This is a genomic window from Algoriphagus vanfongensis DSM 17529, assembly GCF_000429465.1.
Taxonomy (GTDB): Bacteria; Bacteroidota; Bacteroidia; order Cytophagales; family Cyclobacteriaceae; genus Algoriphagus; species Algoriphagus vanfongensis.
Map to the genome: position 1 here is coordinate 249,284 of NZ_AUBX01000014.1, position 26,188 is coordinate 275,471.

At 43.8% G+C, this 26,188-nt stretch carries 25 protein-coding genes; 10 read left to right on the forward strand and 15 right to left on the reverse strand.

Annotated features, from left to right (window positions below; translation table 11 throughout):
* Positions 1–42: 42 nt before the first annotated feature.
* Positions 43–522, reverse strand: a complete 480-nt coding sequence (locus G460_RS0112275; RefSeq protein WP_026955628.1) for a gluconokinase — start codon at positions 520–522, stop codon at positions 43–45.
* A 51-nt stretch (positions 523–573) separates the two neighbouring features.
* Here G460_RS0112275 and G460_RS0112280 point away from each other — a divergent pair, with 51 nt between their 5' ends.
* The 4 genes from G460_RS0112280 (at position 574) to G460_RS0112295 (ending at position 6,673) form a co-directional block, all read left to right on the forward strand.
* The gene (locus G460_RS0112280) at positions 574–2,028 is read left to right on the forward strand and encodes a DUF294 nucleotidyltransferase-like domain-containing protein (protein ID WP_026955629.1); all 1,455 of its coding nucleotides are present in this window, start codon (positions 574–576) and stop codon (positions 2,026–2,028) included.
* Positions 2,029–2,272: 244 nt separating this feature from the next.
* Positions 2,273–4,600 carry a PIG-L family deacetylase gene (locus G460_RS0112285; protein ID WP_026955630.1) on the forward strand — a complete coding sequence of 776 codons (2,328 nt, stop codon included), beginning with the start codon at positions 2,273–2,275 and terminating at the stop codon, positions 4,598–4,600.
* Between the two features lie 97 nt (positions 4,601–4,697).
* Positions 4,698–5,558, forward strand: a complete 861-nt coding sequence (locus G460_RS0112290; RefSeq protein WP_026955631.1) for an ROK family protein — start codon at positions 4,698–4,700, stop codon at positions 5,556–5,558.
* Positions 5,559–5,719: 161 nt separating this feature from the next.
* Positions 5,720–6,673: a carbon-nitrogen hydrolase family protein gene (locus G460_RS0112295; RefSeq protein WP_026955632.1), complete on the forward strand. Its 954-nt coding sequence runs from the start codon at positions 5,720–5,722 to the stop codon at positions 6,671–6,673.
* A gap of 79 nt (positions 6,674–6,752) precedes the next feature.
* Here G460_RS0112295 and G460_RS0112300 read toward each other — a convergent pair whose 3' ends face one another.
* A complete protein-coding gene (locus G460_RS0112300) occupies positions 6,753–8,120 on the reverse strand; it encodes a Gfo/Idh/MocA family protein (protein WP_026955633.1) in 1,368 nt (455 codons plus the stop codon).
* 145 nt (positions 8,121–8,265) lie between these two features.
* Between G460_RS0112300 and G460_RS0112305 the strand changes: the two genes are divergently transcribed.
* The 3 genes from G460_RS0112305 (at position 8,266) to G460_RS0112315 (ending at position 11,573) form a co-directional block, all read left to right on the forward strand.
* Positions 8,266–9,138: a geranylgeranylglycerol-phosphate geranylgeranyltransferase gene (locus G460_RS0112305; protein WP_026955634.1), complete on the forward strand. Its 873-nt coding sequence runs from the start codon at positions 8,266–8,268 to the stop codon at positions 9,136–9,138.
* Positions 9,139–9,256: 118 nt separating this feature from the next.
* On the forward strand, positions 9,257–10,339 hold the full coding sequence (gene proB / locus G460_RS0112310; RefSeq protein ID WP_026955635.1) for a glutamate 5-kinase: 1,083 nt from the start codon (positions 9,257–9,259) through the stop codon (positions 10,337–10,339).
* The gene (locus tag G460_RS0112315; protein WP_026955636.1) at positions 10,332–11,573 is read left to right on the forward strand and encodes a glutamate-5-semialdehyde dehydrogenase; all 1,242 of its coding nucleotides are present in this window, start codon (positions 10,332–10,334) and stop codon (positions 11,571–11,573) included. The genes proB and G460_RS0112315 overlap by 8 nt, the downstream gene beginning before the upstream one ends.
* On the opposite strand, the gene G460_RS0112320 is transcribed toward G460_RS0112315, so the two are convergent.
* The 7 genes from G460_RS0112320 to G460_RS0112350 form a co-directional block, all read right to left on the reverse strand.
* Complete coding sequence (locus G460_RS0112320; RefSeq protein WP_026955637.1) at positions 11,570–12,439, reverse strand: universal stress protein; 870 nt, start codon at positions 12,437–12,439, stop codon at positions 11,570–11,572. The two genes, G460_RS0112315 and G460_RS0112320, sit on opposite strands and share 4 nt — an antisense overlap.
* Positions 12,436–14,037, reverse strand: a complete 1,602-nt coding sequence (locus tag G460_RS0112325; RefSeq protein ID WP_026955638.1) for a BCCT family transporter — start codon at positions 14,035–14,037, stop codon at positions 12,436–12,438. Before G460_RS0112325 ends, G460_RS0112320 begins: the two co-directional genes overlap by 4 nt.
* 130 nt (positions 14,038–14,167) lie before the next feature.
* Positions 14,168–14,767, reverse strand: coding sequence for a bifunctional phosphoribosyl-AMP cyclohydrolase/phosphoribosyl-ATP diphosphatase HisIE (gene hisIE, locus G460_RS0112330; protein WP_026955639.1), 600 nt, complete (start codon positions 14,765–14,767; stop codon positions 14,168–14,170).
* A gap of 98 nt (positions 14,768–14,865) precedes the next feature.
* Positions 14,866–15,621, reverse strand: a complete 756-nt coding sequence (gene hisF, locus G460_RS0112335; RefSeq protein WP_026955640.1) for an imidazole glycerol phosphate synthase subunit HisF — start codon at positions 15,619–15,621, stop codon at positions 14,866–14,868.
* A gap of 104 nt (positions 15,622–15,725) precedes the next feature.
* A complete protein-coding gene (hisA, locus tag G460_RS0112340; RefSeq protein WP_026955641.1) occupies positions 15,726–16,442 on the reverse strand; it encodes a 1-(5-phosphoribosyl)-5-[(5-phosphoribosylamino)methylideneamino]imidazole-4-carboxamide isomerase in 717 nt (238 codons plus the stop codon).
* Positions 16,443–16,626: 184 nt separating this feature from the next.
* Positions 16,627–17,223, reverse strand: a complete 597-nt coding sequence (gene hisH, locus G460_RS0112345; protein WP_026955642.1) for an imidazole glycerol phosphate synthase subunit HisH — start codon at positions 17,221–17,223, stop codon at positions 16,627–16,629.
* A gap of 129 nt (positions 17,224–17,352) precedes the next feature.
* Positions 17,353–18,129, reverse strand: coding sequence for a phenylalanine 4-monooxygenase (locus tag G460_RS0112350; protein WP_026955643.1), 777 nt, complete (start codon positions 18,127–18,129; stop codon positions 17,353–17,355).
* Between the two features lie 583 nt (positions 18,130–18,712).
* Here G460_RS0112350 and azu point away from each other — a divergent pair.
* The 3 genes from azu (at position 18,713) to G460_RS0112370 (ending at position 19,923) form a co-directional block, all read left to right on the forward strand.
* Positions 18,713–19,237 carry an azurin gene (gene azu, locus G460_RS0112360; protein ID WP_026955644.1) on the forward strand — a complete coding sequence of 175 codons (525 nt, stop codon included), beginning with the start codon at positions 18,713–18,715 and terminating at the stop codon, positions 19,235–19,237.
* Between the two features lie 166 nt (positions 19,238–19,403).
* A complete protein-coding gene (locus G460_RS0112365; RefSeq protein ID WP_026955645.1) occupies positions 19,404–19,643 on the forward strand; it encodes a ribbon-helix-helix domain-containing protein in 240 nt (79 codons plus the stop codon).
* Complete coding sequence (locus G460_RS0112370; protein WP_026955646.1) at positions 19,636–19,923, forward strand: type II toxin-antitoxin system RelE/ParE family toxin; 288 nt, start codon at positions 19,636–19,638, stop codon at positions 19,921–19,923. Before G460_RS0112365 ends, G460_RS0112370 begins: the two co-directional genes overlap by 8 nt.
* A 67-nt stretch (positions 19,924–19,990) precedes the next feature.
* On the opposite strand, the gene G460_RS0112375 is transcribed toward G460_RS0112370, so the two are convergent.
* The 6 genes from G460_RS0112375 to trpD all read right to left on the reverse strand — a co-directional run bounded on the left by G460_RS0112375 (position 19,991) and on the right by trpD (position 26,176).
* Positions 19,991–21,010 (reverse strand): bifunctional 3-deoxy-7-phosphoheptulonate synthase/chorismate mutase, encoded by a 1,020-nt coding sequence (locus G460_RS0112375; RefSeq protein ID WP_026955647.1) that lies wholly within the window; start codon positions 21,008–21,010, stop codon positions 19,991–19,993.
* A 209-nt stretch (positions 21,011–21,219) separates the two neighbouring features.
* A complete protein-coding gene (trpA, locus tag G460_RS0112380; protein WP_026955648.1) occupies positions 21,220–21,993 on the reverse strand; it encodes a tryptophan synthase subunit alpha in 774 nt (257 codons plus the stop codon).
* Between the two features lie 483 nt (positions 21,994–22,476).
* Positions 22,477–23,655, reverse strand: a complete 1,179-nt coding sequence (trpB, locus tag G460_RS0112385; protein WP_026955649.1) for a tryptophan synthase subunit beta — start codon at positions 23,653–23,655, stop codon at positions 22,477–22,479.
* A gap of 54 nt (positions 23,656–23,709) precedes the next feature.
* Positions 23,710–24,336, reverse strand: coding sequence for a phosphoribosylanthranilate isomerase (locus tag G460_RS0112390; RefSeq protein ID WP_026955650.1), 627 nt, complete (start codon positions 24,334–24,336; stop codon positions 23,710–23,712).
* Entirely contained in the window at positions 24,336–25,157 is an 822-nt protein-coding gene (trpC, locus tag G460_RS0112395) for an indole-3-glycerol phosphate synthase TrpC (RefSeq protein ID WP_026955651.1), read from the reverse strand. The genes G460_RS0112390 and trpC overlap by 1 nt, the downstream gene beginning before the upstream one ends.
* 8 nt (positions 25,158–25,165) lie before the next feature.
* Positions 25,166–26,176, reverse strand: a complete 1,011-nt coding sequence (gene trpD, locus G460_RS0112400) for an anthranilate phosphoribosyltransferase (protein ID WP_026955652.1) — start codon at positions 26,174–26,176, stop codon at positions 25,166–25,168.
* Positions 26,177–26,188: the final 12 nt, after the last annotated feature.

Consider the following 26,188-nt stretch of genomic DNA (forward strand, 5'->3'; position numbering starts at 1 on the left):
GTTCGCTTTTAGAAGGCTAGAAAACAATCCGATCCTGTAAAATCACCTTGCTAGAAAATCGATGGCTTCTTGGATCATTTTCTCAGGACTTTGATCAATACTCAATTTGTATCCATAGCTAGGCTCCTCCCACGTAGCAAACTGAGAGTCCAGCATCCCTGCTTTCATAAAGTGATTTTTGCGGGCAATCATTCGTAACCAAATCAGTTCCTTTTCACCTTTCAGATGAATCCATTTGATTTCGGGATCAACTGCCAAAATTTCTCTATACTTCTCTTTCAACGCTGAGCAACCTAGGATACACCCCCCGTTTCCTTTGGAACCCAGTAATTTATTTGCCAAAATCTCTAGCCAAGGTTTTCTATCCTCATCGTTCAGCGGATTTCCAGCACTCATTTTGGCTATGTTATCCGCAGGGTGAAAAAGATCCCCGTCATAAAACGGAATTTGAAAGTGTTCAGAAAGCGCATTTCCCAAAGTACTTTTGCCCGTACCGGAAACACCTGTAATAATTACTAACATTTGATTGATTTCAGCAGCGATCAATCTTAAAGATTGGCTATTTTGTGGAAGATGAAAAGCCAAGCTACCTTAATTTCCGAACAATTTTACACCAAGCCGGTCCGGAAACTTCATTTTCGCCATTTGAGAATGACCAAGCCTGAAACCAGCATTCAAGAAGCAGCCAATCAGATGGCTACTGAGCAGGTAAGCTGTCTCTTTGTAGGAAACTCATCGGATGAAATCCAAGGCTACATCACAGACATCACTCTTCGGGATCGGGCATTAGCTAAGGGCCTGCCACTACCCAGTCCAATATCAGAGATCATGGAGCAAAACATGATATCCATCCATCCTGATGCAAGTTTGGTCGAAGCCCTTCTACTGATGTTTGAAACCAAATCGCGCTACCTTTTGGTCAGGGAAAACAATCAGTACATCGGTTGGATCTCCAGAACTAAAATCCTGACTGAACAGAGTCAAGGCCCATTCATGTATATCCAGTCGGTCAAGGAGGCGCGGCAGATTCCCGAATTAGCCGAAAAATGGAACCGAATGCCTGAGATCATCCACTTACTGCTTTCTCAGGGCATGAAAGCCGGATTGGTCAATCAAATCATCACAACGGTGGCCGACACGATCACACAGCGGGTAATCGAACGAGTCATCAAAGAGATCGGTCCTCCCCCGGCACAATTCGTGTTTTTTGTATTGGGAAGTGAAGGTCGGGGAGAGCTGACCTTGAAAACCGATCAAGACAATGCCATCATCTATGAAGACAAAGCCAATGAACATCGTGAGGAAGTTAGAGCCTATTTTTTGGACTTTGCCACACGAGTATCCACCTCTTTGGACCAAATAGGAATTGAGTTTTGCAAAGGAGAACTGATGGCAATGAATCCCAAATGGACACATTCTCTGTCTCACTGGAAGAGAAACTATGAAAACTGGATCTCAGATGCATCCCCAGAAACAGCCATGAACTATGCGACTTTCTTTGACTGCAGAGCTATCTATGGACAAACCTCCCTGCTATCCGAACTCAAAGAGCACATGGAGGACTTGCTCAAAAGAGCTCCAGAACGCTTCTTTATCAATCTCGGACATAATGCATTACAGTTTGAGCCTCCTTTGACATTTTTCAGAACAATCAGAACCGAAAATATAGACGGAGAGAAGCAGCTCAACCTAAAACAGACCATGCGGCCCATCGTAGATCTGGCTAGAGTATTCGCCTTGAAATACTCCGTCACTGAAACCAACACCGTACAGAGGATCCAGAATCTTCAGAAAAAGGGAGTGTTTTCGATGCCTGAAAGCCAAGAACTCATCCAAGCATTTGACTATCTCCTCTCTCTCCGACTTGAAAATCAAGCCGAGCTGATCCTCAATCAGCAGGAAAAACCCAAAAACTATCTTTCCATCTCTTCACTTACCAAAGTGCAATCGGTGACACTCATCGAGATCTTTAAAGTTATTAAGGATTTTCAAGCGCGCATCCGCTTTTCCTTTACCAGAACATTATAAATTTTATCTTAAGATGATACTTTTATAAAAAATTTATAAAAGTTATTTTTTATTCCTCAAAGTTTTTTATTTTTGTTAAAGCGAATAATTTGCAGTTCTGAGACCATTCCCAAAAGGAAATTCTATAAAACTGGCTTCAGTAATAATTTTTATGGAAAGGCCCATCTCAGGATTTGTGGATTATTTGGAATAGAATGTATTCTTAGTAAAAACACTTATACAAACCCTAAACTGTCAAATCAGTATGCTAAGTAAGTATCCTCTCTCAGATGTTGAGAAAAGCTTCTTTCAGGAATCAGGAGTTGAAAAAATCAGTACGATGATTCCTTATCTCACGGTTGACAATTTCCCTAAACTGGGACTGCTTACAGCCTGCCGATTCTTGGAATGGGCTGCTGCCAACCCTCAAGGCGTCATCTCTTTGCCGACCGGCAAAACACCTGAGTTTTTTATCAAATGGACCCAATATTTGCTTGAAAACTGGGACAGCAAAAAAGGGAAAGAAATCAGAGATCAATATGGCTTGGGCAAAACCCAAAAGCCTGTCCTTAAAGACTTGACCTTTGTACAGATCGATGAGTTTTACCCGATTTCCTCGGCTCAAAACAACTCCTTCTATGACTATGTCAACAAATTTTACATTCAAGGCTTTGGGCTTTCCAAAGAAAAAGCCATTCTGATCAATTCAGATGAGATTCCTTTGGCACAAGGCAAAACCTACCAGGAGATTTTCCCTGACTTGAAAGTAGACCTTTCTCTCAGATTCAGAGAACCACAAAATGAACTGGAAAAACTACAGCAAGAATCCATCTACCTCATCGATCAATGGTGCGGCGACTATGAGCAGCGCATCCGTGACTTAGGAGGTATCGGTTTCTTCTTGGGAGGAATCGGTCCGGATGGACACATCGCATTCAACACCCGAGGATCCCATATTTTCTCAGTGACACGATTGACTGAGACCAACTTCGAAACTCAGGCTGTGGCTGCCGGTGATCTAGGCGGGATCGAGGTATCCGCCAATAGACTAGTCATCACCATCGGTCTGGACACGATCGTTTACAATCCTGAAGCAGTAGCCATCATCATCGCTGCTGGTGAGGCAAAGGCTGGTATCGTCAAAGATTCCTTGGAGACCAAACTCAACAATGTCTATCCAGCTACTGTCCTACAGAAACTGAAAAACGGTAGATTCTACCTGACCAAAGGTGCCGCGGTCAAACTTACAGACTCGATGGATGCCTACTACCAAAAAGGCGAGTGGACTTTCGAAAAGACCGAGAGATCTGTGATCGAGCTTTGCAAAAAGCTGAATAAATATGGACACAGACTTAAGCTAAGTGACCTGAAGGCCGACAAATATTGTAAGCTGATCCCGGACCTTTCTGAAGACACTGTCAATCAGGTCATGAAAAGTATCGAGGCAAAACTTGCGAAAGGATTGGAAAAAGAATCGAATGAGACCATCCTCCACACAGGACCTCACCACGATGATATTTCCTTGGGTATTCTACCTCATATCACTAATCAGCTCAATGAGCCAAGCAATGAGACTCACTACTCTGTATTGACTTCTGGCTTCACAGCCGTGACCAATACCTTTGTCATCGACACATTACAGCATACCAAAAAGCTGCTAGATGAAGACAAAATCCAAATGGTCAACTACGAAGACTTCTTTGAAGTAGGCTATAGCCTCAAAACTGACAAGGATGTCTACCACTACCTGACCAATGTCGCTTCTGAAAATGCCGAAGCACGAAAAAGAGGCCTTTGTCACCGAGTGGTGAGAGCTTTGGTCATTATATATGAAATCAAAAACAAAACTCAACTTCGTGAAACGATCAATGATGTAATCAGCATCTTGAGAAAAAGCTACGATGGAGAAAAGAACCCAGCCAAAATTCAAAAACTGAAAGGAATGATCCGTGAGTTTGAGGAGGAGCTGGTATGGGCTCACTTTGGTGTGCAGGTGAAAAATGTGCATCACTTGAGACTTGGCTTCTATACAGGAGATATTTTCACTGAGCAGCCAGACAAAACTAGAGATGTAGAGCCGATCGTAGAGATGTTCAGAAAGGTAAATCCTACCAAGATCAGCTTGACCCTAGACCCAGAAGGATCTGGTCCGGACACCCACTACAAAGTACTTCAGGCTACTGCCGCAGCGGTGAAAAAATGGAGTGAAGAAAAGGATCTCAGCGACCTTAGAATCATTGGCTATAGAAACGTTTGGTTCAAATTCGAACCACATGAAGCGAATGTAATCGTCCCTGTTTCCTTGGGAGATATGTCTGTGATGGAAGATTCTTTTTCTAACTGCTACTTGAGCCAGGTCAATGCTTCTTTCCCAAGCTATGCGCACAATGGCAAATTCAGTACTGTAGCCAAGAGAACTTGGGTAGGTCAGTTGGACGACATCCAGCTACTGCTAGGCAAAAACTACTTCTATCTGCATGAGCGTGCCAAAGTAAGAGCTAGTCACGGCTTAATTTTCTTCAGAGACATGAATGTAGATGAGTTTCTAGCTACAGCAAGAGAGCTAGAAAAGTCAATTGAAGGAATGTTGTAATATTGAAAATAGATTGATAATTGGATCAGAAAGTTGTCGTTGGCAGCTTTCTGATTTTGATTTAACACACCTATTATAACCCTATTAAAATTTACGAATGGAAAAGGCCATTTTGGGATTAGATATCGGAGGCACTAGTATCAAAGGAGGCGTCTTGATCAATGGACACTTGGAGGATATCCGCAGCATCCCTACACCGGCCAAAGAGTCCCAGGAGTTTATTCTGGAAACCATCGCCCTCTTTATTGAATCCTATCTACCACATGACATCGAGGGGATAGGCATCGGCATACCGGGACTAGTAGATGCCGAAAATGGCATCGTCTTGGGACTTGCCAACATCCCTGCATTTCAGCATGTAGAATTGGGCAAGTTTTTGACCAACCGGATCGGAAAACCGATTTTCATCAATAACGACGCCAACTGCTTTGCACTGGGCGTTCATAAATTTGGAGTAGGCAAAAGCTACAAAAATCTGGTAGGCATCACGCTCGGCACGGGAGTGGGAGGAGGTATCGTGATCAACGGCCACCTCTATTCGGGTGTCAATTCTGCAGCCGGAGAATGGTGCAGCGTTTCCTATTTAGACCACAATTTTGAAAATTACTGTAGCGGAAAATTTTTCCACAATAAATACCAGACAAAACCCAAGGCTCTGGCTAAAAAAGCCTACGACGGAGATAAAGAAGCCATTCAGGCTTTTGATGAGTTTGGACATCATTTGGCAGAGCTCATCAAACATATTCTATATAGCTTGGCCCCAGAAGCCATCGTATTAGGAGGGTCTATCCGTAAGACATACCCCCTCTTCAGAGAGTCTTTGGAGAAAAATCTTGCCACTTTCAATTACCCGACGGTTTTGGAAAAGTGTCAAATTTTGCTGTCTGAACTAGACGAAACAGCCATTCATGGAGCGGTAGCTTTGGTAGATTTTGAAAAAGAGACAGTTAACACTTAAAAGAGTAAAGTTGGTTTAGTAAGTAAAAAAGAACGACTCTCGCTGGAGTCGTTCTTTTTTTTCCTGTATGAAAATGAAAACCCGTTTATAAACAGACCACATCATGGCCCTCTCCCAGTTATTTTCTAGGATATTACTTCTTCGAAAGCTATTTTTTCAACATGAAAGCGTTTCAACTTCAAGTAGCTTTAGCTCAAATCTCACCTGTCTGGCTAGACAAGAAAAAAACTCTTGAGAAAGTAAAAACAAATATTTTGGAAGCAGCCAGCCAAGGCTGTGATTTGGTTGTATTCGGAGAGGGATTGGTCCCAGGATACCCTTGGTGGCTATCCATCACTCATTCCGCTGCTTGGGACAATCAAATTCAAAAGGAAATCTTTGCCCACTATGCCAGCAATGCAATCCAAATCGAGCGCGGTGATTTATCAGAAATCCAAAAAATAGCCAAAGACAATAGCATCGCTGTATACCTCGGAATCATAGAGCGGCCATCTGATAGAGGAGGACATAGCCTTTATTGCTCCTTGGTATATATTGATCAAAAAGGAGAAATCAAGTCTGTCCACCGCAAACTCCAACCAACTTACGACGAAAGGCTCGTCTGGTCCCCCGGTGATGGAAATGGACTACAGACCCATCCATTAAACGGATTCACTCTTGGAGGTTTGAACTGCTGGGAAAACTGGATGCCAATGGCCCGAACGGCTCTATACGGATTGGGAGAAAATGTTCACATAGCTGTTTGGCCTGGAGCCGTGAGAAACACCGAAAATATCACTCGCATGATCGCTCATGAGAGTAGGTCTTATGTGATTTCTGTTTCCAGTCTGATGAGAAAATCAGACTTTCCTCCAAACACTCCCCACTTGGATCTTATATTGAAAGATTGTCCGGAAGTCTTGGCAGATGGTGGAAGCTGTATTGCCGGTCCAGATGGAAATTGGGTCATAGAACCAACAGCACATGTAGAAGGACTCCTCATAGAAAGCCTAGATTTTCAAAAAATCTTAGAAGAAAGGCAAAATTTTGACCTCGTAGGTCATTATTCACGACCAGATGTACTCAAGCTCGAAGTCAACAGAAGTAGACAAGCTTCTGTGGAATTTCTAAAATAAAAGTAGAAACCATCTCATTTACTTCAGAAACAAAAAAGCACAAGTATCTCTACTTGTGCCTTATTCAATTAGGAGTTCATCAAGCTCCTCGTCCTGTTTCTTTCAACTCTATATCCGTCAAATCCTGTATTTTGATCGGCTTGGATTGCTCGATGGAGTTTCGGGCAGCTACTCCGATCAAAATAGACATGGCCCCGTCTCGACTTCCAGCAGACTGTCTCCACGGATCAGCCATTGAAGGATCTTTGAAGACCTTATCCTTCAGACGGGTATCTCCTCCACCGTGTCCACCACCGCCATGCGGAATGGTGATAATCTCTCTTTCTCCGAAATTCTTGGTCAAGTGAATCTCATCTGCCGAGGCTTCTTCCCAAGGCTGTCTCTCCTTGATCCAAGCTTCCAATCTTCCTTTCGTTCCATTGAAGGCAATACGATAGCCTTCATAGGGCGAATAGGTAGTCAGGGAATAGCTGACCTGCACTTTGTTTTTATACTTGATCTGCACGGCCATTTTATCATAGATATCGACATCATCTCTAAATACACATCCATCCCGATGATAGCCATCATACTCTTCATTTTCAGTATAGAGATTGACCAAATGCTGGCTTTTGGTGATATCCCAAAAAAAATCACATTCGCCTGCATGAGGACACCCTCTACAAGTGGTATGTCTGTATGGCCCCTTTTTCCCATAAAACTCTAACTCCCCAAATGCATACACCTCTTCTGGATCTGAATCTATCCACCAATTGAGCAAGTCAAAATGATGTGTAGATTTATGTACCAAAAGCGAGCCCCCAAACTCCTTCCTTCTATGCCATCTTCGGAAATAGTCTGCTCCATGATGAATGTCTAGATACCAATGGAAATCCACTGAGGTCAAGTCTCCGATTTCTCCAGCTCGTAGCAACTCATAAAGCCTCTGTCGATGTGGAGAATAGCGGTAATTGAAAGTCACGATGAGTTTTTTGCTGGATTCGCGCTCAGCATCCAATATCGCCTGACACTTAAACTCATCCGTTGTCATGGGCTTTTCGGAGATGACATTGATTCCAGCCTGAAGTCCTTTGATGATAAATTCATGGTGGGTACTATCCATAGTCGTCACAATGAGAGCATCAGGCTGTGTCTCTGCCAGCATCTGATCAAAGTCAACGTAGGTCGGACAGTCTGCTCCGATATATTTTTTTCCGTAAGCGAGCCGTCCGGGATTCTTATCACTAAGTCCTACAAACTCGACCAGATCGCCGTAGGTTTCCAGCACAGATTTTCCAAACATGGAGCAGCCACGAACGCCAGTACCTACTAGGGCTATTCGCATTTTTGCTGGTTTATCATGAAGATCCAGGGCTTGTGCAATGGGGTGGATAAAAAAACTTCCCGCAAGGAGACTACCGGATTTGGCAATAAAATCCCTTCGGGACTGAAAAGTCGAATTGGTCATAATTTATTCTGGGTTTAATGGATTGAACTGTAGGAAGATAAGAATTTCTGTAAAAAAGCAGCGAATTCTTTTACGGAAACGATTTTACCAATGCTCCTCCAACCCAATTCAACGGATTAACGGAGTTTTACCTTATTTTTGGTCCATGAGCCCATTAGTCAAAGAGCAAACTATCTCCATTCGTGGACTATTCCGGATCAGCAGACCGATCAATTTGGCTCTGGTGGGCTTTTCCCAATTGATGACGGCCTTTTGTCTGGTGAAAAACACCAGTGATGGAGTCCCCGTCATGGAGGATTATAGACTATACCTGCTCATCACAGCCACGCTGCTAATCACTGCGGCAGGCTATATGATCAATGACTACTATGATGTCAAAATCGACTATGTGAATCGACCCAATGAAGTCATCGTAGGCAAAGGAATCAAGCGAAGAGTAGTAATCGTCCTTCATACGACCTTTAATCTTGTGGGTATCTCACTAGGAGTTTTGGTCGCTCCGCGGATAGGGCTGGTTAATTTCTCTGCGGCTTTTCTCCTCTGGCTGTATAGCAATCGCCTCAAGCGAGAGCCTTTCATCGGAAATCTCACTGTGGCATTTCTAACTGGACTCTCGATCTACCTCATCACTTTTTACTATCAAAAAAATGAGCTTTTAGTGCTCACCTATGCTATTTTCGCCTTCTTCCTCAATCTAATCCGCGAGATCATCAAAGACATCGAGGATAGGAACGGCGACAGAAAACACGGCTGCCGTACACTCCCAATCGTGATTGGATTCCGAAAGACCAAGCAAGTAATCTTTCTCATCGCACTGCTCTTTGTCAACTCGATCCTTTACATCACCTTGCGGCTCAACAAGACCGAACTGTTCATTTACTTCGCTGTCTTGGGAATTGCCTTTCTTTGGTTTTTATGGAAAATCTATCAAGCAGACCGGAGGGAGCACTTCACACAACTGAGCGCTTGGGCAAAAGTACTGATGCTCGTAGGCACCCTAAGCATGGCTCTTTTGTAAGGCAAAATACGTCTCTGCTCCTCGATCTATTTGGTACAATTGCTGAATAACCGACAATCCTCTCTTCTTTTTGGCATATCCCTAGCAAAACCTGTACTTTCATGCAAATTTTCCAAAAATGCTAGATTCAAAAACCATCGTCATCAAAATCGGCTCCAATGTCCTGACTCAAGACTCAGGATTGCCTGACTTGAAGCGAATGGAACATTTGGTGGCTCAGATCAAAAATCTCATGGACGCTGGCAAGAAAGTCGTGCTGGTCAGTTCCGGGGCAGTTGCATTTGGACGGCAGACTATTCCGCTGCCAGACAAACTCAACCCAGTCTTCAAAAAACAAATTTGGTCCTCCACCGGTCAGATTCGTCTGATCAACCAGTACCAGACTTTTTTTGAGAAACTGAATCAGCCCATCGCCCAGATCTTGGTCACCAAAGAGGACTTCCGGGACAGAAAGCATTTTCTAAATATGAAAAACTGTATCGAAGCCCTCCTACAGCAGCAGATCCTTCCCATCATCAATGAAAATGACAGCGTCACGATCACCGAGCTGATGTTTACAGACAATGATGAACTCGCAGGCCTGACCGCTGCGATGATCAATGCTGACACGCTGCTACTCTTAACGAACGTAGACGGAATCTATACCGGAAATCCAAACGATCCATCGTCTGAACTGATCCCGAAAGTGCAAGCCAAGATGCCAGAAGTTTCCTCTTATATCTCTGCCAACAAATCCTCCTTTGGGCGTGGAGGAATGCTGACCAAGTATGCTATGGCCCAAAAGTCTGCCAACTTAGGCATCCAAGTCATCATAGCAAATGGAAAGAAAGAAGGAGTATTGGATAGTTTTAGCGCAAAAAAACTGCGCTGTACATGGTTTGAACCGCAACGTGCCAAGCAAGCTCCAAAAAAATGGTTGGCACACGGAACCCATTACTACATCGGTGAAGTTTTCATTAACGAAGGAGCCAAGAAAATTCTCACTTCCGAGGTGATCCGGAGCCTTCTGCCAGTCGGCATCACACGGATCGAAGGAGAATTTTCAAAAGGAGATATTTTGCTGATCCGGGACGATTCGGGTCAAAAAATCGGTTTGGGCAGAGCAGAATACTCATCGAAATCTGCCCGGGAAAAACTAGGCCTCAACAAGCAGAAAGCCCTTATACATTACGATTATCTTTATTTATTTGAGCATGAGTGATTTTTCAGAAATATTCCAATCCGTCAAAAATTCCAGCCGCAAACTAGCCGGGATCAAAGATCAAAAAGTTCAAGAAATCTTAGCTGATCTGGCTGACTTGATGGTGTCCCAGCAAGCTTTTCTGCTTGAGGAAAACCAAAAGGATCTGGACAAGATGGACCCAGCCAACCCGATGTATGACCGCTTGCTACTCACTCCAGAAAGAATTGAAGGCATCGCTGCCGAAATGCGACAAGTCAGCAAATTACCTTCCCCCTTACAAATACGCTTAGAGGAAAAAATGCTTCCAAACGGGCTGTTTCTGGAAAAAGTGACGGTACCACTGGGCGTCATCGGAATCATCTACGAAGCAAGACCCAATGTGACTTTTGACGTCTTTTCACTGGCTATTAAATCCGGAAATGGTCTCCTGCTCAAAGGTGGTTCCGACGCGGATTTTTCCAATCGTGCAATCATGCGATTGATTCATCAATCCCTAGAAAACCATGCTCTCCCTCAAGAAGCATTTCAACTTTTGCCTCCCGATAGAGCAGCCACCAAAGCCCTTTTGGAAGCTGTAGATTTTGTAGACGTGATAATCCCTAGAGGCTCACAAGGCTTGATCAATTTTGTAAGAGAAAATGCAAAAGTACCAGTCATCGAAACTGGAGCTGGCATCGTGCACACCTACGTGGATGAGTCTGCAGATTTAGAAAAAGCAAAAGCTATTATTTATAATTCAAAGACTCGAAGGCCCTCCGTCTGCAATTCACTGGACTGTCTGATTATTCACCAGAATAGATTGAATGACTTGAATGACCTGATGCAGCCGATGATTGATTCTGGGGTAAAAATCTATGCAGACTCTCTTGCTTTCGAAGCCTTGGAGCCCAATGAATTGATTTCAAGAGCAGATGATTCACATTTTGGGACGGAGTTTCTAAGTCTTAAACTGGCGATCAAAACAGTGTTAAACATCGAAGAAGCCATCGCACATATCACGGAGCACTCATCTAGACACTCGGAAGCTATCATATCAGAGGATCAAGAAGCTATAGAACAGTTCCTCTTGGAAGTGGATGCCGCTGCCGTCTATGTCAACGCATCTACAGCATTTACCGATGGAGCACAGTTTGGCTTGGGTGCAGAAATAGGCATTTCTACTCAAAAACTGCATGCCAGAGGCCCCATGGCACTGCGAGAACTCACCAGTTACAAATGGATCATTCGGGGAAATGGTCAAACCAGAGCCTAATAGCCCTTTTTCACAATCAAAATCGGAATACTCAAATCGGAATTGATCAACTGATCTGTGACAGTACCTACAAGTAGGTCATCCTCATCCGAATTCCCCTTATTTCCTACGATCAGCAGATTTGCGTCTACTTGGGAGGTATATTCTATGATGGTTTTGGCAATGGCATTGCCGGCGTCTGGTAGCATTTCCAGTTCAGATGTGAGGCCGGTTTTCTTTTGAAGTTTCAAAAATTTCGCAAGGATTTTCTTTTTCAGTTCCTTTTGAAAAGCCTCCTCATCTCTGAAATAGGGGAAGTATTGGAAGCCAGCCTGCAGGGCATAAATCGGCTTTAATTCTGAAGAAAGCCTCGATGACAAATTAATCCCACGCTGCACCACTCGATCTGAGTAAGAAGAAAAATCCAAGGCCAAAACCATTTTATCAAACTCAGCTGGACTTCCTTCCGGCACCAGCAAGCTCTCGGAATCCGTGATTCTGATCACCTTGCTACTAAAAGCTCCCCCTCCGTTTTCCTCTTCTTTTTTTCCCAAAACGATCAAATTGAAGTGTTGCTGATCTACCCATCTGACCAATTGATCCAGTTTGCCTCCCGTATCTATTTTGATATGAATAGAAGATTTTTTCTCACCAAAAACCTGAACAACCAAGTCCTGAATTTCTTTCTCCAATAGATCCTCAAGTGGCTGATGAATTTGCTTTTGCAACATTTCAGCTTCTGTCGAGTGATGATCCAAAGCCACGAAATGCACCAAAGTCAAGGAAGCAAAATCGAATACATCATCGAGCTTTTTGAAATAGCGAAGCAAAAACTCATCGGTCTCACTGAGATCCAGAAATATTCCAATGTGGGTCAGCGCTTTCATGATTTCTTGTCTTTGTCGATTTGTTTCAGAATCACTTTGGTCAGACGATCCGTGTAGGATTTTTGACTGACTTCCTGCTTGAGTTGAGAGTCTCGGGCATGTTCTTTTTTCACCCCCTTGAGCAGAGAATAACACATCAGCGTGAGAATCACCAAAAACGGCAAACCAGTCGTAATGGTCGCCGTCTGCAAGGCTGTCAAGCCACCTCCCAGAAGAAGAATAGCCGCTACCGCTCCTTCCGTAGTTGCCCAAAAAACACGCTGGGGGATCGGCGTGTTCAGTTTCCCTCCGGAAGTAATGCTATCGATCACCAACGAACCCGAATCCGCCGAGGTAACAAAGAAACTCGCTACCAATAAAATCCCGAGCACCGAACCGATAAGATGAAAGGGAAATTTTTCTAAAAACACGAACAAAGCTGTCGTCTCATCCGCGATGATCGCCTGGGCAAACTCATGCGATCCTGTGGCAGCAGCCTGCTGCATATCCAGAAAAATCGCTGATCCACCAAGGGTAGTCATCCAGAAAAAAGTCAGTAAACTCGGAGCCAACAGCACTCCCAAGATAAATTCCCGGATCGTCCGACCTTTAGAAATCCGCGCAATAAACATCCCCACAAAGGGCGACCAACTGATCCACCATGCCCAATAAAAGACTGTCCAGTCTCCCTGCCAACCTTCATTGATAAAAGCCTCGGTCCAAGTAGAGATCTCAATCAGCTCATTGACATAGGTGCCCATATTTTGGACAAAAGATTTGAAAATAAATAAAGTTGGTCCGACGAGGAGCACAAAAAACATCAAAACCGCTGCGATCCGCACGTTCCACTCACTGAGAATCTTCACTCCTTTATCGACTCCAGAAACCACCGAAATCGTCGCAATCCCCGTGATCCCGGCAATCAGCAAAACCTGATACAAACCTGTATTGGGAAAGCCAAACACATGGCTCAGCCCTCCACTTACCTGTCTCACTCCGACTCCGAGAGAGGTAGCCAATCCAAACAAGGTGGCCAAAACCGCAAAAATATCGATCACATTGCCCATCCAGCCGTGTATTCTGTCTCCTAAAAGCGGATAAAACACAGATCTGATTGTCAGTGGCATATTTCGATTAAAAGCAAAGAAGGCCAAAGAAAGCGCCACCACTGCATAAATCGCCCAAGCATGAATTCCCCAATGCAAAAAAGTGTAGTTCATCGCGTGCTGGGCCGCATCTATGCTAAAGGGCTCCGCAGCTGGAGGTCTGCCATAGTGAGACACCGGTTCGGCCACACCGTAAAACAACAAGCCAATCCCCATGCCCGCACTGAAAAGCATCGCAAACCAAGCCGAGGTCGAAAAGTCTGGGCGAGCGTCCTTTCCTCCCAAGCGCACATTTCCATATTTACTAAAGCCCAGATAAAAGCAGAAAATGATAAATGCATTGACAGTGAGGATAAAAATCCATCCGGTTTTCTCTGTGACGAAATCCTTGAAACTTGTAAAAAGCTCCAACATGGGATCGCCCACGATCATGGTCACAGCCATAAAAAGCACCACCAGAATTACGGAAGGAATAAAAACCGGCCCATGGATATCGTAATATTTTCCTTTCATAAATGAATAAAAATCAGGTTGAGAATACTCGTTTTCACTTTTCTGGATCTAAAAATCACAAACCCAGTGACATTAAAATTTAGCCAAAAAAAATCGGACAGCCTTGATTCCGTCCGATTTTGTATTGAATTTACTTTTTCCTGTGCCGCTCGATCAGCACCTCCATCACCTCATCCAGTTCGTAGCCTTTGGCTTCCAAAAGCACCAAATAGTGGTAAAGCAAATCCGCGGCCTCGCCCATGAAAAGCTCCTTGTTGTCATCTTTGGCTTCGATCACGATCTCCACGGCTTCCTCGCCTACTTTCTGCGCTACTTTGTTGATTCCTTTGGCAAAAAGGGAAGCGGTATAAGACTGATCGGTGGGGTTATTTTTTCGGTCTTTGATAATGGCGCGCAGCTGATCGATAAAACCTGTTTTGGAAGTATTGCTTTCATCCCAGCAGGTATCTGCTCCTGTGTGGCAAACCGGTCCTCTTGGATTGGCCTGGATCAAAATAGAATCCCCATCACAATCTGAAGCTAGGGAAACCAACTCCATATAATTGCCGGAGGTCTCACCTTTAGTCCAAAGTCGGTTTTTACTTCTACTGTAGAAGGTGACCATCTTCGTTTCTTGGGTTTTGGCCAAAGCCTCCTCGTTCATATAGCCCTGCATCAGTACTTTTCCGCTCAATGCATCTTGTACTATCGCCGGAATCAGGCCGTTCATTTTATCAAAATCTATGTTCATATCTCTTAACCTTTGGAGTTTCCAAAACCCCGAAGGTTTTGTTTATTTCTTTCTTGACTCTAGCTTCTTGGCTCTTGTATCTTGATACTTGCGTCTTTTTATTTTCTCACACTTATCCCCTCATTTCCCAAGTAACTTTTCAGATCAGGAATCCCTATTTCCTTAAAGTGAAAAATACTGGCAGCCAAAGCTGCATCTGCTTTGCCAAAGGTAAAAACATCCCGGAAATGAGCCATACTTCCTGCTCCACCTGAGGCGATGACTGGAATGGACAATGCTGAAGAAATTTCAGCGAGAAGCTCATTGGAAAAGCCAGCCTTCGTGCCATCGTGATCCATGGAGGTCAGCAGGATTTCACCCGCTCCCCGATCACAAACTTCCTGAGCCCAAGCTTGCGTCTGGAGCAAAGTAGGCTTCCTCCCGCCATGGGTATGCACATAGTCTCTCCCATCCACATCCCGGGTATCGATGGCAACTACGATGCATTGGGATCCGAATTCCGCTGCCATTTCATCTATCACACCTGGGTTTTTAACCGCCGAAGAATTAATGGAAATCTTATCTGCCCCGGCATTGAGCAGTACTTTTACATCTTCGACGGTAGAGATTCCGCCACCTACGGTAAAAGGAATATTGATCGCCTTCGCCACCTTGGTCACTAATTCCGCCAAAGTCTTCCGCTTATCCACCGTGGCTGTGATATCCAAAAACACCAATTCATCGGCACCTTCGTCTGAGTAGATTTTTGCCAGTTCCACCGGATCGCCGGCATCTCGGAGCTCCACAAAATTCACTCCTTTGACCGTACGCCCATCTTTGATATCTAGGCAAGGGATTATTCTCTTGGTTAACATTTTAAATTAGAAAATTTTAAAATTGAATGATTGGAAAATTAAGTTGGAAAGTGGTAAGGTGGTAAAGTTGAAAAGTTTCAGACTTTTGACATTAGCTTTCTGAATTAGACAAAAGCTGCCAATTCCTCCAAACTCACTCGTCCTTCATAATAGGCCTTCCCAACAATAGCTCCATAGACACCTGCCTTTTCCAAATCTTCCAAGTCTTTCACAGAAGAAACACCTCCGCTGGCGATCAGTTTCAGACCAGGGATTTCTTGCAATATCTCCTTATACAGATCCGTGGATGGTCCTTGAAGCAGACCGTCTTTGGCCACATCGGTGCAGATCACGTAGCTGATTCCCTTACTGACATACTCTTTGATAAAAGGAATCAAATCCACAGAAGTGGTCTCTTCCCAGCCTCCCACAGCTATTTTTCTGTCTTTGGCATCCGCACCCAAAATTATCTTTTCAGTCCCATAGCTATTAATCCAAGACTCAAAAAGAGTTCTGTTTTTCACAGCAATACTACCTCCAGTCACCTGTTTCGCGCCCAACTGAAAAGCTTTTTCGATTTCCTCATCTGCCTGAATTCCTCCTCCAAAATCCACGTGCAGGGACGTTCCTTGGGAGATCCGCTCCAAAACTGCTCCGTTGACAATCTTTTTGGCTTTGGCTCCATCCAGATCCACCAGATGCAAGCGCTGTATTCCTGCACCTTCGAAGCGCTTAGCCATCTCCAAAGGATCGTCATGGTATTCTTTTTTGCTGCTGTAGTCGCCCTGACTGAGTCGGACACATTTACCTCCGATAAGGTCTATGGCTGGAATGATTTGCATGGTTGGATTGGAAAATTAGAAAATTGAAAGATTGGAAAATTGGGTTGGAAAGTGGTAAAGTTTAAAGGTTGTAAAGTTTCAGCTTTCAGATTTATACAAAAGACCCTTGAATATATTTGTCGGTTAAGAGTTCATAAAAGCCTCGTATATGGTAAATCTGAAATCGTAAATACTTTTCATTTATTTAAATGGAAAGAAAATTACTGAGAAGCTTCTCACCCACTTCCCCGCTTTTCTCCGGGTGAGCTTGGATCGCATAGTAATTGTCCAGATGAAGCATCGCGGAGAAATCATGAATGTAATGGGTCTGAGCAATAGTCATCTCGCTGAGTTCAGCAAAATAGGAATGCACATAATACACAAAGGGATTGGCGGGAAGATCCTTCAAAATCGGGTTGTCCGACAAATTCTCCAGTTCATTCCAGCCCACATGAGGCACTTTAAACTCCTGTGTATTCTCAGGAATAAACTTCTTCACCTTCACAGGAAAGATCCCCAAGCACTCCGTGTCATTTTCTTCTGAATGCTCACAGAGCAACTGCAAGCCCAAACAGACACCCAAAAAGGGTTGCTTGATCTCCTTGATCAGCTGATCCAGTTTTCGCGCCTTGAGGTATCTCATGGCCGAACTCGCCTCTCCCTGTCCAGGAAAGATCACCTTGTCGGCGGACAATATTTTCTCCGGATCATCCGTGAGTTCGGCATCCACGCCAAGCCTTTCCAAGGCATAAAGCACCGACTGCACATTCCCGGAATTGTATTTAATGACTGCTGTTTTCATTTTTGGAAGACGGAAATCAGAAGACGGAGGACGGAAGTGCGCTATTTCGGTCTTCCGTCTCCTGTCTCCGGTCAGATTATTTTACATATGTCACAATTTACCCTCTCATTCCTCCTACCTCCAAACATCCTACTTCCCACTTCCCAACATCTCCTCCAGCACCGCCTCTATCTCAGGAAGCGACTCGTAAAGCTGCTCGTAACTCTCGATTACGAAGTATTTATCCTGGAAGCGATCTTTCCAGTATTCTTGGTTCAAAATCCTACGCACATCGTAAGGAATATGCACCGGCTCATTTGAAAGGCTGAATTTAGTCTCTCCAGCCGAACTTAATATGCCTGCACCGTATATTTTTAGTTCTCCATTTTCTTTGATCAGGCCAAACTCAATCGTAAACCAGTAAATCCTGCTTAGCAACTGGATCGCCCAAGGATCCTCAATATGCTTCAAAGCTATACCTGAAAGCTTCTCCAGAAAATCCACATAAGGCTGATTGGTCAGCATGGGCATGTGTGCAAAAGCATCGTGAAACATGTCCGGCTCCTCTAGATAATCCAGCTGGGACATCTTGCGAAGCCAAGTGGAAGATGGGAAGCGGCGGTTGTTGAGCAAGCCAAAAAACAAATCATCATCGATCAACCCTGGCACAACCTGTACTGCCCAGCCGGTTGTTTTCGCCAAAATCTGATTCAATTCCTCAAAATTGGCAATTTTATCTGCGTTGAAGGCAACCGTCTCTATCCCATCCAAATACGCTTGAGAAGCCGCTTTGGGAAGGTTGGGCATTTGTCTTTCGAACAAGATCTTCCAAACCTTAAAATCCTCAGGTGTGTATTGTGCATACTCCTGCCTCAGATCCTGAAGTCTCGGGTCGCTAAAGACCCAGTTTTTTGGTTTTTCCATCATTTCACTCATTTCTATTTGGGTTTATATATAAATCATCTCTTTCGGGGTTTGTTTCTCCCAACCTCCAAGGGTTTCAGTTGTCCTGCTTCTCCAGAAGCAGGACTTTTAATTTTAACTTATCTACTGCTTCTAGAGAAGCTGCAGAACTAAAAACAAAAAGGCCTATTCCGAGATGGAATAGGCCTTTCTTATATTTTTTTCAAAAACATAGTCTTCCCATTCCATCATTGGAGATGATAGTAGGAATGATGTACATATGTTCTTGGTGTTGGATTCACTTGATTCCTCTATTATGATCGAGATCAGAAATATTTCTGAGCCTAAAGATAAGCAGCTTATTTTGAAGGGCAAATAAAGTTGCAAGCTTCATTTCTAAACTTTTTCCAGTCCTTCTTTACTTCTTTAATCTCACTTTAATTTGCTCCAGAAAGCTCTCGGGCTTAATTTAGACCCGGTTTAAATAGAGTTTCCAAAAAGAGAAATGGCTAAGCCCAAAATTAGGATAGACTTTTCTAATTTAGCTTCTCCAATCCTCAAGGGAATCTATTCGAATCAGACAAACAATTAAATAACATAGCAAACCATGAAAAAGTTAATGATTGCGGCTGTCGCCGGACTAGTATTGGCAAGTTGCGGCGGTGAAAAAGTCAGCGAAAGTACAGAACAAACTACCCCAACAGCAGCACAAGAAGCCACTCAGCCTGAAAGCACTGTGGAAGAGCCAGCTGCTCCTACCTCGCAAGTGACCTTGACGCTGGAAGGCAATGACCAGATGCGTTTTGACAAAACAGAACTGAAAGTAGCTGCTGGAGCAGAAGTGACTCTGACTTTGACACATGTCGGTTCTATGGGCAAGGAAGTGATGGGACATAATTTCGTCCTATTGAAGGATGGTGTTTCTGTAGAATCTTTTGCTTCCAAAGCAGCAAGAGCTAAGGACAATGACTACATCCCAGAAGGTGATGATGTGATTGCTCATACCAAACTCATTGGAGGAGGAGAAAGTGACACTATCACGTTCGTGGCTCCCGCTCCTGGAACGTATGAATTCATTTGTAGCTTTCCAGGTCACTACGGTCTGATGAAAGGTACTTTTGTCGTCGAGTAAGACAACAATAAATCGCACAAAAGAGGAGCCTAACAGCTCCTTTTTTGTGCTCTAGATATAATATATAAAACCCATTGCAGTTGTCCCGCTTCTGGAAAAACAGAAGAGCATTGAAGCTTGATATTGATTCGATTTTGGTGTATTATTACATCAGATATTTACAGTTATGGCAAGACAAAGTATATCACTCACTGAGCCTAATGACGAGTGGTTAAAAACTCAAGTGGAAAATCAGGAATACTCCAGTAAAAGTGAACTTGTAAACGACCTAATAAGACAAGCCAGAAAACAACAGGCAGAAATTGATTGGTTGAGGGCGAAACTTGACCGAAGGGAAAAAAGCGGATTTACCAGTCAAACCAAAGAACAGATTTTGGCTGAAGCAAAGGCTTTAAAGAATGGCTAGTTACAGACTAAGTGAGGAAGCAAAAGATGACTTGATTCGCATCCATTGCTTTGGAACTGAGAACTTCGGAATAAATCAAGCTGACAAATACTTTGAGGGATTTTTCTCATGCTTTGACAGAATTGCTGAAAATCCGTTCTTATACGAGTCCGTTGACTATATAAAAGAAAGCTACAGAAGATGTGTCTGTCAAGCAGATAGCATCTACTTTAAGATAAATCATGACACCGTAGAAATCATGGCTAATGTGGGTAGACAGGACTTGTCTCAACTCACATAATCTTCATTTCTGAATACTGAAGCACAAAAAAAATGCTGCTTCCGGAGAAGCAGCAGAGTTTGATTTATCACAACAACTCAAAACCTTTTCTCATTGCAAAGCTATCTCGGATCCAAGAGATCAGTCGTTCGCTTTGTGCAAAATCCAAGGTCTGTTGACCATCTGAATAGGCTTTCTCAGGAACTTCATGGGATTCATAGATAATTCCATCTGCTCCGGACATCACTCCGGCCAAAGCCATTTGAGGCACATAGGCTCGGATGCCGATTCCATGAGAAGGATCCACGATCACAGGCAGGTGCGACTTGGCTTTGAGAATCGGAATTGCATTGAGATCCAAGGTATTTCTGGATGCTCGCTCGTAGGTTCTGATTCCTCTTTCGCAGAGAATCAATTTTTCATTTCCCCCTGAGAAAACATACTCAGCAGATTGCAATAATTCCTCGATCGTCCCGGAGATCCCCCGCTTAATCATCACTGCTTTATCCACTTTACCCAGTTCATCGAGCAAATTAAAGTTCTGGGAATTCCTCGCACCCACCTGATACACATCCACATAAGGATACATTTCTTCGATTTGAGATGTCTGCATCACCTCGGTCACGATCTTGATTCCTGCCTCGGAAGCGATATCATGCCATAGTTTCAATCCTTCCAAACCCAAGCCACGGAAAGCATAGGGGCTACTTCTAGGCTTGAACACGCCACCACGCATCATTTTCACATCATTCGCCACGCAGTGAGCGACGACCGCACGGATCTGCTCCTCTGACTCGATGGAGCAAGGACCGGTGATGATGGCCATCTCCCCGTCTTTGATAAAGACATTATCTCCCAAATCAATAGAAGTGGGCTTGGCTTTCCACTTTTTGGAAACCAACTTGTATTCATCGGAGACAATGTGAATATCCTTAATTCCGTCCAGTTGGCCGATCTTGCGGATGTCAAAATCCTTTTTCCCGATGCCGACGATGTAGTCTCCCAACTGAGTCTTGACCTCAGTAGTTTTGTAGCCGATTCCATTGACTTTTTGGATCAGGTTGTCTTTTTGTTTGTCAGAAATATCAGGTTGAAGCTGAATAATCATTTTGAAATACGATTTGTGAAATACGAAGTACGATGTATGTAGTAAGGAAAACTGTTGATTTAAGATTTACGATTTACGACCCTGAAGAGAACTTCAAATGTCTTTGAAGAATTTTAAGCAAACAATTGAGCTTACAAAAGGAACCGAATCTCTATTCTCCAATCTCCAAATCTCGATAATAACCTTTCCACTTTACAACCTTAAAACTTTTAACTAATAACTTGTTGAATATACCCCCGAACATCCTCTTGCAGGTTTTTTGAGTTTCGAAGGACTTTGATAAAAGCCGATCCAATAATGGCTCCATTGCTATAAGCTGAGGCAGTCGAAAATGTTTCTGAATCAGAAATACCGAAGCCAATCAGTCGTGGATTTTTCAGATTCATGGCTTTTACTCGTTCAAAGTAAGCAATCTGCTCTTTAGAAATCCCGGCTTTGGCACCAGTGATTGCGTGCGAAGAAACCATGTAGATAAAGCCATTGGAATGCTCATCGATCTCACGGATTCTAGCTTCTGAAGTCTGAGGGGAAATCAAAAAGGTATTCACCAAGCCATATTGCTCAAACAAGCCTTTGTACTCATCCAAATATTGCTGCATAGGCAAATCCGGCAGAATCAATCCATCCACACCTACTTCTTGGCACTTTTGGCAGAAAGCTTCCATACCATACTGCATGATCGGATTGAGATAGCCCATCAGGACGACGGGAAGAGATACTTTCTCCCGAAAACTCGCCAGCTGCGCAAAAAGCTTCTTCATGGACATCCCATTTTCCAAAGCGATCTGATTGCTTTCCTGGATCGTAGGCCCATCGGCAACAGGATCAGAATACGGCATCCCGATCTCGATGATATCTGCTCCACCCGCCTCGATCGCTTCCATAATGGACAGCGTATCCTCCAGCTCAGGAAACCCTGCGGTGAAGTAAATGGAGAGCACTCGGGCTTTTTTATCTTTGAACAACTTGTGAATTCTATTCATGAAATTTATGATTTTGAATTTACGATTTACGAGGTTCAATTCATCATTGAGCTTTTCTCCCAAATCTTTCCTTTAACCCAACTATAGTTCAACTCCTTCAGAGTTGGTTTGATTTATTTTTCGTATTCCCATGGCTTGCACCCATGGTTATTTTAAGTTCAACCCTTTCAGGGTTAGTCATAATTGATTTTAAGATTCAGTTATAGGATATGGGATTTACGAGTTTTTTGGATCTTTTTACAAAATGAATAAAGGGTTAGAATCCACTTAGAAGTACAATTTCAGCCCGTAAATCGTACTTAGTCTTTCGAAATTAAAGTACTAAAAGGCTGATTCTATCGAAAATGACTGAAGTCCCAAAAGACCTCGTAAATCGTACTTCGTCAATCGTACTTTTAAATTCATCATTGGACATTCCTGAATTCGTATTTCCAATTTTATATTTCTGACTTCCCACTTCGTATTTCCCCCTTCCTACTTCTCCTAATATTTCCCCCACTTGATATACGTCTCCAGATCCTTGTCACCTCTTCCGGAAAGGTTCACCACGATCACATCATCTTTCTGATATTCGATCATGTTTAAAGCATAGAGCGCATGTGCAGACTCAATTGCAGGAATGATCCCTTCCAGTTTGCTCAGTTCCACACCCGCAGCCATGGCATCTTTGTCCTCCACAGCGACAAATTCTCCTCTTCCCACATCGAACAAATGCGCATGCACCGGCCCAATCCCAGGGTAATCCAAGCCTGCAGAAATCGAATGTGGCTCTACCACCTGTCCATCTTCAGTTTGCATGAGGATGGTTTTGGAACCGTGAAGAATACCAGGAGACCCCTTTGCTGTCGTCGCAGCAGTTTTCCCGGAATTGATTCCCAGACCACCCGCCTCAGCAGCGACCAATCTTACCTCGAGAGTATTGTAATAATGATAAAATGCCCCGGCAGCATTGGAACCACCGCCCACACAGGCAATGACGATATCCGGGTTATCTCTTCCTTCTTTTTCTTTTAATTGCCACTTGATCTCTTCCGAAATCACTGACTGAAACCTCGCTACCATCTCCGGATAAGGATGCGGACCTACGACCGAACCGATAATGTAATGGGTATCTACGGGATTGTTGATCCAGGCACGCATCGCTTCGTTGGTTGCGTCTTTGAGGGTTTTGGAACCCGAAGTCGCAGGAACTACCTCGGCTCCGAGGATTTTCATCCGCTCCACATTGGGATGCTGACGGGCAATGTCGATCTCTCCCATGTAAACCGTACACTCCATCCCCATCAGCGCACAGACGGTGGCAGTCGCTACGCCATGCTGTCCAGCGCCTGTCTCAGCGATGATGCGTTTTTTCCCCAGCTTTTTAGCCAAAATAATCTGACCAATCGTGTTGTTGACTTTATGGGCTCCGGTATGGCACAAATCTTCCCTTTTGAGGTAGATTTTGGCGCCATACTTTTCAGAAAGTCGGGAAGCAAAATACAAGGGAGTCGGGCGACCTACATAATCCTTCAGCAAGCCTCGGAATTCATCCTGAAACTCCTGTGTGGCCATAATTGCCTCATAGTTTTCCCGCAGTTCCTCCACATTGGGATATAGCATCTCGGGGATATAGGCTCCTCCAAATTTGCCATAAAAGCCCTTTTCATCTACTTTGATCATATTATTCAAGTTGATAGTTGATAGACCATAGCCAAAAGACATGGCTGCTCAACACTATTTCTGTAATCTTGTCCTAAACCTTTTTAGCTTTTCAATATTCTTTAAGCCCGGCGCATCTTCGAATTTTGAATTCAAATCAATGCCTTTTAATTGAGGTGCTTTCTCCGCAAATCGAATCAATTCCTCTACTGAATCCTCATCCACGCCTCCACTGAGGATAAATGGCAGTTCGAAAGGATAAGATTCCAGCACTTTCCAGTCAAACTGTCGCCCAGAACCTCCATGTCCTTTGGTAGCGGTATCGAAAAGAAAATACTCCACCAATCCCACATACTCTCGCAACTGCTCCCAGTCAATTTGATCCGCCACCGAGACGACTTTCCAAAGTTTCTTATCCGTCTTGAGCTTGAGCTCTCGGACAAACTCCGGACTTTCACTCCCGTGCAACTGCACCGCTGCTAGCCCAAATTTTTCGATTTTGTCCAGAATAAACGAGATCGACTCATTGACAAAAACCCCGACTTTTGGCAAAGTCACATCCGACATTGCCTCTGCAGCTGAATCCTCTACGAAGCGTGGAGATTTGGAATAAAAGATTAATCCCATCCAATCTGGCCGGATTTCTTCTTCCAATTGCCTGATATTCTCAGGCTCCCGCATCCCACAGACTTTCAGATTCATCAGGATTCGCTTAGAGCGGTTTCTTTGGCCAATAGCTTTTTGTACTCCTTGATGAAAGTATAGGCAGCTTGCTCCGGACGGGCGGATTTCATGAAATTCTCCCCGATCAAAAAGCCATCAAATCCGGCCTTTTTCAATTGCACTAAAGTCTCCGGTTTGGAAATTCCGCTTTCAGAAATCTTTACAAACTGATCCGGAATCACATCTACCAGAGCCAAAGAAGTATCGATCGTCACATCAAAGGTCTTCAGGTTTCTATTGTTGACTCCGACTAGGTCCACACCGTCATTGACACTTTTGTCCAGCTCCTCGCCATCATGAACTTCCAACAGGACTTCCATTCCCAAGCTCTTGGCGAAATAGGCCAAAGACTTCAATTTTGCTGGTTCCAAAGCTGCCGCAATCAGCAAAATACAATCCGCTCCGATGGATTTGGCTTCGATGATTTGATACTCATCGACTACAAAATCCTTTCTGAGGATCGGACAGAAATTGAATTTTCGGGCCAGTTTGAGATCTTCATTATTTCCTCCGAAATACACCTGATCCGTCAATACAGAAAGTGCTGAAGCCCCAGCCTGCATGTAGCCAATACTGACAGTTTCGACAGAAGCTGCTCCATTGATCAGGCCTTTGGATGGAGATTTTCTTTTGAATTCGGAGATGATCCCCGACTTTTCAGGATGGGTGACATATTTTTTCATGGATACCACAGCACCTTCGAAATGGATACTTTTTTCCAGCAATTTCACCGGAACCAGACTTTTCTTATCTGAGACTTCTTTGTACTTGTCGGCAATTATTTTTTCAAGAATATTCATAGCGATTATTAGGCAAATGAAATGGATGTTTTGGGATGAACGAGCCCATTGAATACGTCTAAAGCTTTTCCACTGAGCAATACTTCTTCAGCTTTGGCTACTGCATCTACAAAGGACAATTCTGGATCTCCTGTCACCAAAGCGGCTGCAGAATTGGCCAAAACAACGGAGTTTTGAGCTTTTGTCCCTTTCCCTCTGAGAATACTTTCAAATATTTTAGCGGTTTCCTCGATCGTTTTTCCACCTTGGATTTCAGCCGCATCTACTTTTGTCAAACCGATCTGATGAGGCTGATAGAGTTTTTCACCCCGATTGGAAATCATCTTAAAAGCACCTGTCAACGAAATCTCATCATAGCCATCCAAAGCATGTAGAATAGAAAACTGAGCTTCGCTCTCTTGGTAAAGGTATGCATACAGGCGAGCTAACTCTAAGCTAAAAACACCGACCAGTTGCTTTTGAGGGAAACTTGGGTTCACCATCGGCCCCAGCATATTGAAGAAAGTTTTTACTCCCAATTCCTTTCGAATCGGTGCCACATTTTTCATCGCTGGGTGAAAGAGTGGCGCATGCAAGAAGCAAATCCCAGCTTCATCCAACGAGCGTTTGATTTCATTGATGTCGTTGGTGAATTCATAGCCAAAATACGCCAATAGATTAGATGAGCCACAAATCGAGGACACGCCGGTATTTCCATGCTTGGCCACATTCTGCCCTGCTCCAGCTACGATAAAAGAGGAAAGGGTCGAGATATTGAAAGTGTCTTTGCCATCTCCGCCTGTTCCGCAAAGGTCCATGGCATCGTATTCGGCAATTTCCACAGGAATGCAAAGTTCAAGCATCGCTTCTCTAAATCCCCTCAGCTCTTCGACCGTGACAGACCGCATCATATATACGGTGATAAAAGCCGCTACCTGAGACTGATTATAGGCTCCAGAGGCGATGTTTTTGAGTACTTCCCTTGCCTGAGACTGGGAAAGTGTTTGGTGCTCGATTAATTGATTGAGGATTTCTTTCATGATGTTTGGGGC